Origin of the sequence: Microbispora sp. H10949, from assembly GCF_014161435.1 — a bacterium.
GTDB lineage: Bacteria > Actinomycetota > Actinomycetes > Streptosporangiales > Streptosporangiaceae > Microbispora > Microbispora triticiradicis.
The window spans coordinates 109,156-124,542 of the sequence record NZ_JABBWZ010000017.1; the positions used below are offsets into that span (position 1 = coordinate 109,156).

The window sequence follows — 15,387 nt, forward strand, 5'->3', positions numbered from 1 at the left end:
AGAGATCTGATGCTCCGTGAGTTCAGGCTCCCCGACGTGGGCGAGGGGCTGACCGAGGCCGAGATCGTCAGGTGGCACGTCACCCCGGGCGACTCCGTGAAGATCAACCAGACGATCGTGGAGATCGAGACGGCCAAGGCCGTGGTGGAGCTGCCCTGCCCGTACGAGGGCACGGTGTCGGCCCTGATGGCCGACGAGGGCCAGACGGTCGACGTCGGCGCCCCGATCATCTCGGTCCGTACGGGCGAAGGCGAGGGCCCGGCCGACGCCGGCCGGGAGGCGCTGGCCGACGACCTGGTGCCGGGCGCGGGAGACGGCGCCGAGCCGAAGAAGGAGAAGCGCCAGCCGGTGCTCGTGGGGTACGGCGTGAAGACGTCCGCGACCCGCCGCCGGCCCCGCAAACCGGCCTCGTCCGCGCCTGTTTCGGCCCCTCCTGTTTCGGTCACGCCTGCTCCGGCCACCCGCGCCGCGGCCACCCCGCCCGCTGCGTCCTCCGCGCCCGCTGTGCCCGGGAACGGGCATCCGGCCTCCGCCGGGGCCCGCGTGCTGGCGAAGCCGCCGGTGCGCAAGCTCGCCAGGGACCTCGGCGTCGACCTGACGGCTCTCACCGGCACCGGCCCGCAGGGGTCGATCACCCGGGCCGACGTGGAGGCGGCGGTGGCGGCGCCCGTCCCGGCGGCCTCGGGAACCTCCGCGGCCTCGGGGACCGCGCGGGAGGAGTACATCCCGGTCAGAGGGGTCAGGAAGGCGACCGCGCAGGCCATGGTGGCCAGCGCGTTCTCGGCTCCGCACGTGACGGAGTGGCTCCAGGTCGACGTGACCGGGACGATGGAGGCCGTGCGGCGGCTGCGGACGCTGCCCGAGTTCGCCGAGGTCAAGGTGTCGCCGCTGCTCCTGGTGGCGAAGGCGCTGATCACGGCGGTGAAGCGGCACCCGATGGCGAACGCCTCGTGGACCGGCGAGGAGATCGTGGTCAAGCACTACGTGAACCTCGGGATCGCCGCCGCCACCGACCGCGGGCTGATCGTGCCGAACGTCAAGGACGCCGACGCGATGTCGCTGCCCGACCTCGCGCGGGCGCTCGGCGAGCTCACCGAGCGGGCGCGGGCGGGCAGGTGCCAGCCGGCCGAGCTGAGCGGCGGCACGATCACGATCACCAACGTGGGGGTCTTCGGCGTCGACGCCGGGACGCCGATCCTGAACCCGGGAGAGGTGGCGATTCTCGCCGTCGGCCAGATCAGGGACATGCCCTGGGTGGTCGACGGGCAGCTCGCCGTCCGGAAGGTGACCACGCTGGCGCTGTCGTTCGACCACCGTGTGGTCGACGGCGAACTCGGCTCCCATGTCCTGCGCGACGTCGGCGCCATGCTGGAGGACCCTCTGCGCATGCTCGCCTGGAGCTGACGCACACGATTCCCCGGAGGGCCGGAGACCGATGGCGGTCTCCGGCCCTTCCGCCGCCGGTCGCCTTCCGGAGGACGCCGGGGCGCGAGCTCCGCGCACCCGCCGCTCGTGACTGCGTCGCTCGTGACCGCGTCGCTTGTGACTGCGCCGCTCGTGGACCCCGGAGGAGCACGTCACGCCTGCCGGCTCGGGGCGTACAAGCCGTCTGCAAGATCGGAACCAGTGACACTCAAGCACGGGTTCCTAGCCTCCCTACCGTGATTCGTGGAGACCACGGCCCGCTCGTGACGCGAGACGGGGGAGCGGCGGCGATCGCCGGGTTCGCCGTCGTACTCGCCGAGGGCGCGGAGATCCTGCGCGCCCTGAGCCGTCGGGCCACGCCTCTCGCCGAGGCGGGCAAGGTGATCGAGGAGTGGGCCGGCCGCCATCCCGGTGCCTGCCCCCGCCTCGTGCCGGGCGACCGCGACGGGTACGGCCTGCGGCTGCGCCATCCCGAGGGCGGGGTGGTGACGCTGTCGGTGCCGCGAGGCGAGCGACATCGGCCGGACGGCCCGGACGAGGTCGCCGAGCGGTGCCTCCCGCCGCGTGAGCTCGTGGAGGACGACGAGCCGCTGGAGGACGGCGATCTGCGGGAGGCCGTGGCGGAGCTCCGCGCCCGGCGCGGCCTGCACGACCGGGCCGCCACGCTGGCCTGGCTGGCGGAGACGCCGTGGTCGGGGGAGCAGTTCGAGGCGCTCGTCGCCGGGATCGCCCGGCGGCGCCGCTTCCGGCGGCGCAAACAGGCCGAGCTCGGGCCGGGCCACCTCGCCTCCCACCGCTCCGACTTCGACCGCGTACGCGCCTTGTGGGTGACGGGCTCCCAGCCGGTGGACGGCGAACTGCTCCACTGCGTCTCCGTCCTGACCGGCTACGAGCAGGCCGTGGTGACGGTGGGCGAGCGGTGGGCCGGGGAGCTGCCCCTGCCGCTGCGCCACGCGGGCCTCGACGCGCTGGTCGGCCCGGTCCCGTACGGCGACGGTTATCTGACCGGCGTAGTGCTGGACCGCCGGGCGGCGCGGGACGATCCGGAGACGCTCGCCGCCGCGGGCGAGGCCGCCTTCGGCGAGTGGCTCGTGGCACGGCGCAGGAGGGCCTCCGTCGAGTGCCACTGGATCTGACACCCGCGCCGTGGAGAAGCCGGAGAAGCCGGGACGCCGGAGACGGCAGGGGCGCTGGAGATCGCCGGGGACGGGGGATGAGAGGATGAGCGCCGTGAAGAGCGCGGCCACCGGGCCGCGTGCGTCCCGTCCCAGGGAGAGTGCATGTTCCGCCACATCGTGCTGCTGAAGTGGACCGACGACGCCACCGAGGAGCAGCGCGCCGAGGTGGCCAGGCGGCTGAACGAGCTGCCGGGCATCATCCCCGAGATCCGGACCTACCAGATCGGCCTGGACGCGGGCGTCAACCAGGGCAACTTCTCCTTCGCCGTGACGGCCGAGTTCGACTCCCCGGAGGACTACATCGTCTATCGGGACCACCCGGCTCACCTGGCGGTGATCGAGGAGTGCATCGCGCAGATTCTCGCCGCCCGCGCGGCCGTGCAGTACGCACTCTGACCCCGGTTCACGCTTCCCGGGCATGAACGGCCGAGGGCGAGCGGGCGTCGCCGCTCGTCCCGCCGTTCGCGCACGTGCCCTGCCGGACGATCACCGATGCCAGGCGGTGACAGACAGCGACTCCTACGCGCGGCTGGGAGACCCGGGCCGGCCTGGTCGCGTTCTGGCTCACCAACTACGGCGTGAGCGGCGTCTCGACCGCCGTGGCGACGGCCGCGCCGGTGGCCACCTCGCTGGTGCTGTTCACGGTCATCGGCTTCGTCCGCCCGGAGAACACCCCCGAGCGGGAGGAACTGCTCACCACCGTCAACACCGACGCGACCGCCTCCTCCTAGAAGGAGCTCTCGGGCAGGTCCATGAGGTCCTGCCCGGTGGCGGCGAGCACGCGGCGCTCGGCGGCCAGGCGGGGCAGGATCGTCTGGGCGAAGAACGAGGCCGCCCCGATCTTGCCCGTGTAGAAGTCCTTGTCGTGCTCCGAGACGGACAGCGCGTTCAGCGCCACCTCGGCCTGGCGCAGCAGCAGCCAGCCGAGGACCAGGTCGCCGAGCGCCATCAGGAACCGGGTCGTGTTGAGGCCGACCTTGTAGACCTCCCGCGGCGTCTCCATCGAGGCGATCGCCCATCCGGCCATCGTGTCGGCCATCGCCTTGACCTCGTCGGCCGCCTCGTCGAGCAGCCCCCGCTCGACCTTCAGCCGTCCGTTGCCCGCCTCGGAGGCGGCGAACGCCTTGATCTCGCCGAGCAGCGACCCGAGCGCCGCGCCCTGGTTCCGCAGGACCTTGCGGAAGAACAGGTCCTGGCCCTGGATCGCGGTCGTGCCCTCGTACAGTGAGTCGATCTTCGAGTCGCGGATGTACTGCTCGATCGGGTAGTCCTGCAGGAAGCCCGAGCCGCCGAGCGTCTGCAGCGAGCGCGCGAGCAGCTCGTACGACCGCTCGGAGCCGACACCCTTGACCAGCGGGAGCAGCAGGTCGTTCAGCGCCTCGGCGGCCTCGTCGCGACGGCCCTCGAACTCCGCGATCTGGATCTGGTCCTGGATCGTCGCCGTGTAGAGCACCAGCGCCCGCATGGCCTCGGCGTACGACTTCTGCAGCATGAGCTCGCGGCGTACGTCGGGGTGGTGGGTGATCGGCACGCGCGGCGCGGTCTTGTCGCCGGCGCGGGTGAGGTCGGCGCCCTGGAGGCGGTTCTTCGCGAACTCCAGCGCGTTCAGGTAGCCGGTGGAGAGCGTGGCGATGGCCTTGGCGCCCACCATCATGCGGGCGTGCTCGATGACCATGAACATCTGCCGGATGCCGTCGTGCGTGTCGCCGACCAGGTAGCCGATGGCGGGGTGCTTCTCGCCGAGGGTGAGCTCACACGTCGTGGAGACCTTGAGGCCCATCTTCTTCTCGACGTTGGTGACGTAGACGCCGTTGCGCTCGCCCAGTTCGCCGGTCTCGATGTCGACGAGGTACTTCGGCACGAGGAACATCGACAGGCCCTTGGTGCCGGGCTTGGCGCCCTCGGGGCGGGCCAGCACGAGGTGGAAGATGTTCTCGGCCATGTCGTGCTCGGCGCTGGTGATGAAGCGCTTCACGCCCTCGATGTGCCAGGTGCCGTCGGGCTGCGCGATCGCCTTCGTACGGCCGGCCCCGACGTCGGAGCCCGCGTCGGGCTCGGTCAGGACCATCGTCGCGCCCCAGTGCCGCTCGACGGCCATCTCGGCGAACCGCTTCTGCTCGGGGGTGCCGAGCTCGAACAGCAGGCGGGCGAAGGCGGGGCCGCAGGCGAACATCCACACGGCGGGGTTGGCCCCGAGCACCATCTCGGCCATCGCCCACACGAGGCTGCGCGGAGCGGGTGTGCCGCCCAGTTCAGGCTGCAGCTCCAGGCGCCACCACTCGGCGTCCACCCAGGCCTGGTACGACCGCTTGAAGCTCTCCGGCATGGTCACGTCGTGGGTGGCCGGGTCGAAGACGGGCGGGTGGCGGTCGGCGTCCTCGAACGAGTCGGCGATCGGCCCGGTGGCGAGCCGGTTCACCTCGTCCAGCACGCTGCGGGCGGTGTCCTCGTCGACCTCGGCGAAGGGGCCGGCGCCGAGGATCTCCCTGCGCCCGAACACCTCGAAGAGGTTGAACTCCAGGTCGCGGAGATTGCTCTTGTAGTGACCCATCTGTGTGCGCTCCTAGAACCAGACCCGGGGGTAACGTACTGGTCGGTAACTCTAGCCCGAATGCTACCCGCCGGTAACCCGGCATATCCATGGCCTCCACCACAGATCGCGCGAATCCTCCCGCACAACGGATATGTTGGGGTTGTGAGGGGCGCGACTCGCGGTCCTCCCGGACGAGGTGCCTGCCGTACCCGGAGCGGCGAAGACGGCGGGCGAAGGGATATGAACCAGCTTCTGCAGATCGCCGGCGCCGTCCTCGTCCTCGGCGCTTTCCTGCTCTCCCAGATGAACGTCCTGGACGGCCGGTCGAAGATCTACCTCACGCTCAACCTCGTCGGCTCCGCCGTGCTCGCGTGGCTCGCGTACGCGGACGCCGACTGGGGGTTCCTGCTGCTTGAGGGGGTGTGGGCCGTGGTCTCCGCGGCCGGCCTCGTCCGATCGCTCCGGCCGCGACGGATGGTCACATAACCGGCTTGACACCTTTGATGGTGTCGCGGTTGGGTGGGCGCATGCTTGAGATCCATACGATGACTTTCGACTGCGCCCGGCCGTACGAGCTGGCCCAGTGGTGGAGCGAGGCCCTGGGCTGGCCGCTCGTCGGCTCCGAACCGGAGGACGACGAGGTCATGCTGGACCGCCCGGACGGTCCTCCGCACCTGCTCTTCATCCGGGTGCCCGAGGGCAAGACGGTCAAGAACCGGCTCCACCTCGACGTCAACCCGACCGGGGACGGCACCCGCGACCAGCAGGTCGAGCGGCTGCTCGCGCTCGGGGCCAAGCCGTACGAGGACCACCGCACCCCCGAAGGGGCGGGCTGGGTCACGCTGCTCGACCCCGAGGGCAACGAACTCTGCGTGTGCCGCAGCGCGGCGGAGCGGGAGTCCTGAGACTCACGCGCCCTTGGCCCGGCTCCGCATGGAGAGCGTGAAGACGGCGGTGACCAGCAGCACGAGCAGGCCCCCGCACAGCGCGTCCCAGCCCGCGCCGAAGACGCCCTCGCGGTCGATCACGAGCTGCACGGGATACATCAGGGCCGCCGCGCCCAGCCCCGGGTAGAGCGAGAAGCGCCAGGGGTGCCGCAACGCCCAGTGGCGGGCCTGCCGGGTCACCCGGTCGCCCACGTTCGGCTTGGAGATCGATCCGATCCCCGCGACGAGGGCGAACAGGGTGATACCCGAGCACAGGGCCCAGGTCAGGTCCGCCGGTCCGGGCAGGATGACGCCCAGGAGGAAGCTCGTGGCTGCGACCGCCCCACCGGCCGTCGCCGCGGCACGCCAGGGAGCGCCGCGCAGGGCCGCGCCGGCCAGGGACATCTCGTCCATTCGGGTGAGTTCGTTCATGGTTACAGCGTGCCTGCCCGGGTGGTCCGGCGGCATCGGGGAAGTCCCTGAGCATCCCCTGACGCCCCCTGGTCAGGTCCCCCGGCACCCCTATCCCTCCAGGGTGCCCCCCTCCGGGAGCGGGGCGACGTCGACGAAGTTGTCGTGGTAGACCGCGCCCCGGCCCATGTCGGCGTCGCGTTCGTCCACCACCGCGTTGGGGTTGGCCCCGGCCGCGTGCTTCGGCCAGTGGCCCTTCGGCGCCGCGACCACCCCCGCCGCGACCCGGTCACTGACCTCCACGTACGCCCGGAACTCCCCGTTCCCGTTGAAGACACGGGCGGCCTGCCCGTCCACGAGGCCGCGCGGCGCCGCGTCGGCCGGGTTGACCAGCACCCGCGGGCCCTTCGACCGCCTGCGCAGCTCCGGGTTGTTGCCGAACGTCGTGTTCAGGAACGTGTGCGACGCCGGCGTGACCAGGACGAGCGGGTGGGGCCGGTCGGCGGGAGCCGTACGGGCCGTCAGCGACGGCACGTAACCCGCGACGCGCGGCAGCCCGGCCGCCTCGGCCCGCTCGGAGGCGAACTCCAGCCGGCCGCTCGGGGTCGGGAAGCCCTCCGTGAACGGCACGAACGGGTCGGCCGCCGGAAGCCGCGCCCAGCCCTGCTTGCGGATCTCCTCCAGCGTGATCCCGGCCTGGGCGAGCGTCTGCTCGGCGAGTTCGAGGTCGGTGTCGTACAGGGACGGCTCGGTCAGGCCCATCTGCCGGGCGAGCCGGCGGAACGTCTCGGTCGTGGACAGGCACTCGCCCGGCGGCGCGACGGCGGGCTCGTTCCACACCATGTACATGTGGCCGTAGCCGTGATGCACGTCCAGGTGCTCGATCTGCATCGTCGCGGGCAGCACGTAGTCGGCGTAGTCCGCCGTGTCGGTCGGGAACTGCTCCATCACCACCGTGAACAGGTCCTCCCGCGCCAGCGCCGCCCTGATCCGGTTCTGGTCGGAGGTCGAGCCGAGGGGGTTGGCCGCGTAGACCCACAGGCACTTGACCGACTCGTCCAGCCCGTCGGCCAGCCGGGTCATCGTGAGCGTGCGCACCGGGTGGGGGAGCAGGTCGTCGCGGGGGTCGGGCCCAGTGGGCGCGTACGCCGAGGTGGAGTAGGCCACCCCGCCGCCGGGGTGCCGCCAGTCGCCGGTCACGCCCGGGATGCAGGCGATCGTCCGCATCGCGGTCCCGCCGCCCTCGTGCCGCTGGATGCCCATCGTGGCCCGGATGCCGGTCGGCCGCGTGTGCGCGAGCCGCATGCCGAGGGCCCTGATCCGCTCCTCGGGCAGCCCGGTGATCTCCGCGACGAGCGCCGGGGGATGCCTGCGGATCTCCGCCTCGAACTCGTCCCAGCCGGTCGTGTGCTCCTCGATGTACGCCCGGTCCTCGGCGCCCTCCTCCAGCACGACGTGCAGCAGGCCGAGCGCGAGCGCGGCGTCCGTGCCGGGCCGGATCGGCAGGTGCTCGTCCGCCTGGTCGGCCGTGCGCGTGCGGACGGGGTCGATCGCGACGACGTGGGCTCCGGCGGCGCGGGCGTCCTGGACGAACTTCCACATGTGGTGCCCGCTGGTGAGCGTGTTGGTGCCCCACAGCAGGATCAGCCGGGACAGGGCGAACGTCTCGGGGTCCATGCCGCCGGGGGTGCCGTTGACGTAGCGCAGGCCGTCGTTGCCCGCCCGCGCGCAGATGTTGAGGTCGTGCCGGGACGCGCCGAGGACGTTCCAGAACCGCCGCCCGGCCTGTCCCGACTCGCCCTGGATATACCCGAGCGTCCCGGTGCCCTGGTACGGCCAGATCGCCTCGCCGCCGTGCTCCTCGACGATCGACGTCAGCCGCGCCGCGATCTCCGCCAGCGCCTGGTCCAGGGGGACGCGCTCGAACCGGCCGGACCCCTTGGGCCCGACCCGCTTCAGGGGATGGAGGATCCGGTCCGCCGCGCGGACCTGCTCCAGGTAGCGGTTCACCTTCACGCACAGCGCTCCGCGCGTGTAGGGGTGGTCGTGGTTGCCGCGCAGCGCGGCGGCCTCGCCGTCGCGTACGGTCACGACCCAGGAGCAGGTGTCGGGGCAGTCGAGCGGACAGGCGCCCAGGATGGGTAGCGACGTGCTCATGGCCTTGACGTTAGCGTGCCGCTGTCGGCCGTCCCCTCGCCGCGTCCTCCCACCGTCCTCAGCGGATCTCCCGCAGGTACGCGATGTTGGCGGCGTCCTCGGGTTCGGTGCTGGGCGCGGCGGCGAACCAGGCGTCCAGGATCTCCGTGAGCACCTGCGGGGAGGTCAGGCGGAGGCTGAGCGCGAGCACGTTGGCGTCGTTCCACTTTCGGGCGCCCGCGGCGGTGACGGCGTCGGCGCACAGCGCGGCCCGCACCCCCGCCACCTTGTTGGCCGCGATGGAGGCGCCGGTGCCGGTCCAGCAGCAGACGACGGCCTGGTCCGACCGGCCCTCCGCCACGTCCCGCGCGGCGCTGGAGCAGCACCAGGCCCAATCGGCCCGGCCGTCCGGGGCCAGCGCTCCATAGAGTGTGACTGTATGGCCGCGCCTTTCCACCTCGGCGGCCAGCGTCGGCGCGATCCCGTCGAGGCTGTCCGAGGCCAGGGATATATGCATGCCATTAATTCTGGACACTGAGTGCGAAGATCGCACAGAATCGCTGGTGGTGAGAGGCATCAAGGAGCAGGACCTGACACTGGACACCCCCGGCCCGGGGGTCGTCCTGGTCGTCGAGCCTCTGTTGCCGCAGCGGATCCGCCGTCCTTCGGACGCCCTGCGGTTCCTGCTCACGCTGCTGGCCCTCGCCGCCGTCGTGCTGCTGGCCCTGGCCCTGCAGCGGACGCTCAACGGCTTGGAGTCCGACGTCCACACGGGCACCGGCCGCGCGCCCGAGGTGCTCTCGGCCGCCGCCGGGCTGCTGGGCGGCGTGGCCGTGCTGGTCGTCCCGGTGGCGTTCGCCGTCGAGCGGGTCTTCCACCGCGACGGCATGCGCGTCACCCAGGGGCTGATCGCCGCGATCCTCGCCCTGCTGGTCTCGTACGCGCTGGGCGAGTGGCTGGTGCAGTCCGGTCCCGCGGACCTCAGGCAGCTGCTCACCGGCAACCGGGACGTCGAGCCGCTGAACACCGTGCTCACCCCCGCGATCGCCTACGCCACGGCGGTGCGGATGTCGCGCCGCCCCCACTGGCGGGCGCTCATGTGGGTCGCTCTGGGCCTCGACGTGTTCGCGCTGTTCACCGCCACCAAGGTCACCGCGCTCGGCGTGATCCTCACCTACGTCGTGGGCCTCGCCGTCGGCTTCGGCACGTTGTACGGCATCGGCAGCGCCAACACCCGGCCGCCGGGCAGCGCCGTCCTGGCCGCGTTGCGCAGGCTCGGGTTCACGCCGGTCAGCGCCCGGCGGGTGGAGGACGACAGCTCGGGCAGCCGCCGTTACCTCATCGGCCTCGCCGGCGACCGCACCGTCGACGTGACCGTTCTCGACCGGGACCGCCAGGTCGCGGGGGTCCTCTACCGGCTGTGGCGGCGGTTCCTGCTCAACAACGAGACCCGGCGCCGGGCCATCCGCTCGCTGCGCGCCGAGCTGGAGCGCGAGGCGCTCATGGCGTACGCCGCGCAGGCGGCGGGCGTACGGCTGCCGCGCCTGCTGGGCACCAGCGAGGTCGGCACCGAGGCCGCGCTGCTCGCCTACGAGCACGTGGACACCCGGCCGGTGAGCGAGCTGGACGACGCGGACTTCGACGACGAGCTGCTCGCGCGGATGTGGGAGCAGGTGCGGCTGCTGCAGGCCCACCGCCTGGCCCATCGCCATCTCACCGGCGAGAGCATCCACGTCGACGCGCACGGCGACGTCTACCTCGTGGACGCCCGCAGCGGCGAGATCGCGGCCGGTGACCTGCTGCTGCGGCTCGACATCGCCCAGCTTCTCTCCTACCTCGGCACCCGCGTGGGAGCCGAGCGGTCCGTCCGGTCGGCGGCGAAGGCGCTGGGGGAGGACGCTCTGGCCGGGGCGATGCCGCTGCTCCAGCGGATCGCGCTGAGCCGCGACACCAGGACCGCCGCCCGCCGCGACAAGCACCTGCTGCCCGCGCTCCGCGAGCAGATCATCGCGCTGAAGCCCAAGGCCGAGGTGGAGGAGGTGCGGCTGGAGCGGTTCCACCCCCGCACGCTCGTCACGATCATCCTCAGCGTGATCGCGGCCTACCTGCTGCTGCCCCAGCTCAGCCAGGTCAACCTGGTCTCCGTCGTCACCACGGCCAACTGGGCGTGGAGCGGGGTCGCGCTGGTGGCGGCCGCGCTGAGCTACGTGGCCGCCGCGGTGATGCTGCGCGGCTTCGTCCCCGAGTCGCTGCCGCTCGGGCACACGATCCTGGCCCAGCTCGCCGGGTCGTTCGTGAAGCTGGTCGCCCCGGCCGCGGTGGGCGGGGTCGCGATCAACACCCGTTACCTGCAGAAGCGCGGGGTGCCGCCCGGGGCCGCCGTGGCGAGCGTCGGAGCGTCCCAGCTCATCGGCCTGACCATGCACATCATGCTGCTGCTGCTGTTCGGCTATCTGACGGGCACGCAGGCCGCGCCGTCCCTGACCCCGTCGCGCGGGCTTCTCGTGGTGCTGCTCGGGGTGGCCGTGCTGTTCCTCATCCTGCTCGCCATACGGCCGCTGCGCCGGGTGGTCACGTCCCGCGTGCGCGCGTTGTTCTCGGGGGTGATCCCCCGGCTGCTCGACGTCGTGCAGTCGCCCCGGAAGGTCCTGGAGGCCGTCGCCGGCACGCTGCTGCTCACGCTCAGCTTCGTGATCTGTCTGGCGGGCTGCGTACAGGCCTTCGGTGGCGACGTGTCGTTCACGGCCGTGGCCGTGGTGTTCCTCGCCGGCAACGCGATCGGCTCCGCAGCTCCGACGCCCGGCGGCCTCGGCGCGGTGGAGACCTCGTTGTCGGTCGGCCTCACGGTCGCCGGGCTGCCCGCCACGGTCGCCACCTCGGCGGTGCTGCTGTTCCGGTTGATGACGTTCTGGCTGCCCGTCCTCCCCGGCTGGGCCTCCTTCGCCTACCTCCAGCGCAAGAACGCCCTCTGACCCGCCTCCTCCGCCCTGCCTTTCAGCGGGCACCGCCCCGCGCGGCCGCCCGGACCGGCGCGCGGGGTCACTTCGGGACGGTCACCTCGGTCACTCGGCGCTGGAGGCGGCCCAGAGGTTGATGCCGCAGTCGACCGCGTCCTTGTCGATCTCGTCCAGTTCCTCCTGGGCGAAGCCGAGCCGGCCGACCGCGTCCAGGTTGGCGTCGAGTTGCTCCACGCTGCTCGCGCCGATGAGCACCGACGTCACCCGGCGGTCGCGCAGCGCCCAGGCCAGCGCCATCTGCGCCAGCGACTGGCCCCGACGCCCGGCGATCTCGTTCAGCCGCCGGACGTGGCGCAGACTCTCCTCCGACAGCAGGGACGGGTCGAGCGACTTGCCCTGCGCCGCCCGCGAGTCCTGGGGGATGCCGTCGAGGTAGCGGTCGGTCAGCATGCCCTGCGCCAGCGGCGAGAACGCGATGCAGCCGGCGCCCTCCTCCTCCAGCACGTCGAGCAGCCCGTTCTCGATCCAGCGGTTGAGCATCGAGTAGGAGGGCTGGTGGATGAGCAGGGGCGTGCCCAGGTCCCGCAGGATCGCCGCCGCCTGCCGGGTCCGTTCAGGGGAGTAGGACGAGATGCCGGCGTAGAGCGCCTTCCCGGAGCGCACCGCGTGGGCGAGCGCCCCCATGGTCTCCTCCAGTGGCGTCTCGGGATCGAAGCGGTGGCTGTAGAAGATGTCGACGTAGTCGAGGCCCATCCGCTTCAGCGACTGGTCGAGGCTCGCCAGCAGGTACTTCCGCGATCCCCAGTTGCCGTACGGGCCGGGCCACATGTCGTAGCCCGCCTTGGTCGAGATGACCAGCTCGTCGCGGTACCTGGCGAAGTCCTGCTGGTAGAGGTGCCCGAAGTTGATCTCAGCGGAGCCGTACGGCGGGCCGTAGTTGTTGGCGAGGTCGAAGTGGGTGACCCCGCGGTCGAAGGCCCGGCGGAGGATCGCCCGCTGCGTCTCGATCGGCTTGTCGTCACCGAAGTTGTGCCACAGCCCGAGTGACACGGCGGGCAGCCTCAGCCCGCTGCGTCCGGTCCGGTTGTACGGCATGGGCCCGTACCGGCCCTCGGCTGCCACATAGCTCACTCGGTCACTCCAACTCGGTCGAGGATCCAGGAGAGCGCGAACGCCTCCTCACGCCAGGCGTCGTAACGGCCGCTGCGGCCTCCGTGGCCGGCGCCCATCTCGGTCTTCAGCAGGAACGGGCCGCCCGCCGCGCTGTCGCGGAGCCGGGCGATCCACTTGGCGGGCTCGTGGTAGAACACCCGCGTGTCGTTGAGGCTGGTGGTCGCCAGGATCGGCGGGTACGGCCGGCCGTCGACGTTCTCGTACGGCGAGTAGCTCTTCATGTACGCGTAGACCTCGGGGTCGTGCAGCGGGTCGCCCCACTCGTCCCATTCGGTCACCGTCAGCGGCAGGGAGGGATCGAGGATCGTGTTCAGCGCGTCGACGAACGGCACCTCGGCGACGATCCCGGCGAACTCCTCGGGCGCGAGGTTGGCGACGGCGCCCACGAGCAGCCCGCCCGCCGATCCGCCCCTGGCGACGACCCGGCTCGACCAGCCCGAGGCCTTGAGATGGCGCGCGCACGCGACGAAGTCGGTGAAGCTGTTCTTTTTCCGGGTCAGCTTGCCGTCCTCGTACCAACGGCGGCCCATCTCGCCGCCGCCCCGCACGTGCGCGATGGCGAAGGCGAGTCCCCGGTCGAGCAGCGAGAGCCGGGCCACCGAGAAGTAGGGGTCGATGGAGGACTCGTAGCTGCCGTAGCCGTACAGCAGGGTCGGGGCGGGCCGGTCCGTGCCCTTCCGCACCATGATCGAGATCGGGATCCTGGTGCCGTCGTCGGCCGTGGCCCACTCACGGAACTGCTGGTAGTCGGCCGGGTCGTAGCCGCCGAGCACCACCTTCTGCTTGAGCAGGATCAGCTCGCGCGACCGCAGGTCGTAGTCGTACACCGACGGCGGGGTGACCATCGAGGTGTAGCCGAGCCGCAGGCGGCCCGTCTCGAACTCGGCGTTGCCGGTCGGCGCGACGTCGTACAGCGGCTCGGGGAAGGAGATGTCGTACGGGTCGCCGCCGTCGCCCGGCAGGATCCGCACGCCGGTGAGACCGTCGCGGCGGAAGTGGACGACGATGTGGTCCCTGAAGGCGTCCACGTCGAGCAGCCTGGTGTCGTCCCTGTGCTCGATCAGCGGGGTCCAGGTGCCCGGGTCGTCGATGGGGGCGGTGGCGAGCTCGAAGTTGACGGCGCCGTCGCCGTCCGGGCCGCCGTAGTTGTGGAGGATGAGGAACCCGTCCGCCGCGTGCTCCAGGGCGTACTCGACGCCGGTCTGCCGGGGCCGCACGACGGCGAACTCGCCGTCCGGAGTGCTCGCGTCGAGCACCCGGACCTCACTCGTGATCTTGCTGCCGGAGGTGAGCACGAGGTAGCGCTGGCTGCGGGTCAGCCCGATGCCCACCCAGAAACGCTCGTCGTCCTCCTGGTAGACGACGACGTCCCCGTTCTGGTCGGCGGCCTGCTCGGAGGCCTGGCCGAGGGTGTGCCGGTGGATCCGGTACGGCCGCCAGGCGTCGTCCACGGTCGTGTAGAAGAACGTGGAGCCGTCGCCCGACCAGGCGCCGCCGTAGAAGACCCCGGGGATCTCGTCCGAGAGTAGTTCGCCCGTCTCCAGGTCCTTGAACCGGAGCGTGAACCGCTCGTCGCCGGAGAAGTCGGTGGAATAGGCGAGCTTCGTGCCGTCCGGGCTGACCGCGCTCGTGCCGATGGAGAAGAACGGGCTGTCGCCGGCGAGCTCGTTGCCGTCCAGCAGAACCTGCTCACCGGGGAGCGGCTCGCCCGGCTCCAGCTTCGGCGGGTCGTCGCCGTCGGCGGCCACCCGGCACTGGATGCCGTACTGCTTGCCCTCTTCGGTGCGCGAGTAGTACCACCAGGCGCCCTTGCGCGTGGGCACAGAAAGGTCGGTCTCCAGGGTCCGGCCCTTGATCTCCTTGAAGATCGTCTCCTGGAGATCCCCAAGATGGGCCGTCGTCTCCTGGGTGTAGGCGTTCTCCGCCTCCAGGTAGGCGATGGTGTCGGGGTCGTCCTTCTTGAGCAGCCACGCGTACTCGTCGACCACGGTGTCACCGTGGTGGCTGCGCTCGAAAGGAACCTTCTTCGCTACAGGCGGCATGTCGCTCACCCGCCAGAGTCTATGTTCGGCATGGTCCTGCCACGGCTCCTCCGAGCCGTCTCGGGGGGCGGTCCCCGGATCCACACCAGGGGGATCGACACCGGGAATAGGGCGCCCCTCGGATGCGTTCCTTTCAACTCGGGTCATGGCGCTGCCGAGGCCTGGTAATCTTGTGATGTCGGCGCGGTCCGGCGCACTCCTCTTCGATCACCCTGGTGGTTGGCTTGGCGTGCGCGGGTCGGTTGACCGACGGCCTCTCGTACTCTCCTGGATCTTGTCCTGATGTGCGGTTTGCATCGGGGTGAGGGTTCGGGTAAGTTAGAGGGGTTGCCCCGGAAACGGGGCGGTTGAATTCCTGTCGGTTGGCGGGTTTCGGGTCAAGTCGGTTCTGAACAGGGCGGATTTGACACGGAATGGCTGATCGGGAAGGATTAAGACCACAAGCGAAACGAAACGCCCCGGAGCGTGGGACCTGGTTAACGGGTTTCGGGTGATGGTGGTCGCGTCCGTTTCTTGAGAACTCAACAGTGTGCTAAAAGCCAGTGCATGAATCATGCATGACCCCGTCACCGTTGATTGGTGGCGGATTCCTTTGACGGTGCCTTT

The 15,387-nt window shown here is 71.1% G+C and carries 13 protein-coding genes and 1 riboswitch; of the genes, 7 read left to right on the forward strand and 6 right to left on the reverse strand.

The window, feature by feature from the left end:
- Positions 1-9: 9 nt before the first annotated feature.
- From HHX40_RS33250 to HHX40_RS33265, 4 genes are all read left to right on the forward strand, one after another.
- A complete protein-coding gene (locus HHX40_RS33250) occupies positions 10-1,404 on the forward strand; it encodes a dihydrolipoamide acetyltransferase family protein (protein ID WP_182883743.1) in 1,395 nt (464 codons plus the stop codon).
- Between the two features lie 257 nt (positions 1,405-1,661).
- Positions 1,662-2,561, forward strand: coding sequence for a hypothetical protein (locus tag HHX40_RS33255; RefSeq protein ID WP_182883744.1), 900 nt, complete (start codon positions 1,662-1,664; stop codon positions 2,559-2,561).
- A gap of 144 nt (positions 2,562-2,705) precedes the next feature.
- Positions 2,706-2,999, forward strand: a complete 294-nt coding sequence (locus HHX40_RS33260; RefSeq protein WP_182883745.1) for a Dabb family protein — start codon at positions 2,706-2,708, stop codon at positions 2,997-2,999.
- A 182-nt stretch (positions 3,000-3,181) separates the two neighbouring features.
- Positions 3,182-3,334: a hypothetical protein gene (locus HHX40_RS33265; RefSeq protein ID WP_182883746.1), complete on the forward strand. Its 153-nt coding sequence runs from the start codon at positions 3,182-3,184 to the stop codon at positions 3,332-3,334.
- On the opposite strand, the gene HHX40_RS33270 is transcribed toward HHX40_RS33265, so the two are convergent.
- Positions 3,331-5,154 (reverse strand): acyl-CoA dehydrogenase, encoded by a 1,824-nt coding sequence (locus tag HHX40_RS33270; protein ID WP_117409646.1) that lies wholly within the window; start codon positions 5,152-5,154, stop codon positions 3,331-3,333. The genes HHX40_RS33265 and HHX40_RS33270 overlap by 4 nt on opposite strands.
- 150 nt (positions 5,155-5,304) lie before the next feature.
- A riboswitch (guanidine-III (ykkC-III) riboswitch) is annotated at positions 5,305-5,371 on the forward strand.
- 5 nt (positions 5,372-5,376) lie between these two features.
- Between HHX40_RS33270 and HHX40_RS33275 the strand changes: the two genes are divergently transcribed.
- Both HHX40_RS33275 and HHX40_RS33280 read left to right on the forward strand, forming a co-directional pair.
- Positions 5,377-5,622 carry a CBU_0592 family membrane protein gene (locus HHX40_RS33275; protein ID WP_117409647.1) on the forward strand — a complete coding sequence of 82 codons (246 nt, stop codon included), beginning with the start codon at positions 5,377-5,379 and terminating at the stop codon, positions 5,620-5,622.
- 41 nt (positions 5,623-5,663) lie between these two features.
- Complete coding sequence (locus HHX40_RS33280) at positions 5,664-6,041, forward strand: VOC family protein (protein ID WP_117409648.1); 378 nt, start codon at positions 5,664-5,666, stop codon at positions 6,039-6,041.
- A gap of 3 nt (positions 6,042-6,044) precedes the next feature.
- Here the strand turns inward: HHX40_RS33280 and HHX40_RS33285 are convergent, their stop codons facing one another.
- The 3 genes from HHX40_RS33285 to HHX40_RS33295 form a co-directional block, all read right to left on the reverse strand.
- On the reverse strand, positions 6,045-6,494 hold the full coding sequence (locus HHX40_RS33285; protein ID WP_117409649.1) for a hypothetical protein: 450 nt from the start codon (positions 6,492-6,494) through the stop codon (positions 6,045-6,047).
- Between the two features lie 90 nt (positions 6,495-6,584).
- On the reverse strand, positions 6,585-8,630 hold the full coding sequence (locus tag HHX40_RS33290) for a molybdopterin-containing oxidoreductase family protein (protein WP_182883747.1): 2,046 nt from the start codon (positions 8,628-8,630) through the stop codon (positions 6,585-6,587).
- A gap of 58 nt (positions 8,631-8,688) precedes the next feature.
- On the reverse strand, positions 8,689-9,126 hold the full coding sequence (locus tag HHX40_RS33295; protein ID WP_182883748.1) for an RpiB/LacA/LacB family sugar-phosphate isomerase: 438 nt from the start codon (positions 9,124-9,126) through the stop codon (positions 8,689-8,691).
- 49 nt (positions 9,127-9,175) lie between these two features.
- Here HHX40_RS33295 and HHX40_RS33300 point away from each other — a divergent pair, with 49 nt between their 5' ends.
- Positions 9,176-11,581: a lysylphosphatidylglycerol synthase transmembrane domain-containing protein gene (locus tag HHX40_RS33300; protein WP_310738389.1), complete on the forward strand. Its 2,406-nt coding sequence runs from the start codon at positions 9,176-9,178 to the stop codon at positions 11,579-11,581.
- Between the two features lie 90 nt (positions 11,582-11,671).
- Here the strand turns inward: HHX40_RS33300 and mgrA are convergent, their stop codons facing one another.
- Positions 11,672-12,697 carry an L-glyceraldehyde 3-phosphate reductase gene (gene mgrA / locus HHX40_RS33305; RefSeq protein ID WP_182883750.1) on the reverse strand — a complete coding sequence of 342 codons (1,026 nt, stop codon included), beginning with the start codon at positions 12,695-12,697 and terminating at the stop codon, positions 11,672-11,674.
- Positions 12,694-14,781 carry a S9 family peptidase gene (locus HHX40_RS33310; protein ID WP_182883757.1) on the reverse strand — a complete coding sequence of 696 codons (2,088 nt, stop codon included), beginning with the start codon at positions 14,779-14,781 and terminating at the stop codon, positions 12,694-12,696. Before HHX40_RS33310 ends, mgrA begins: the two co-directional genes overlap by 4 nt.
- Between the last annotated feature and the right edge of the window lie 606 nt (positions 14,782-15,387).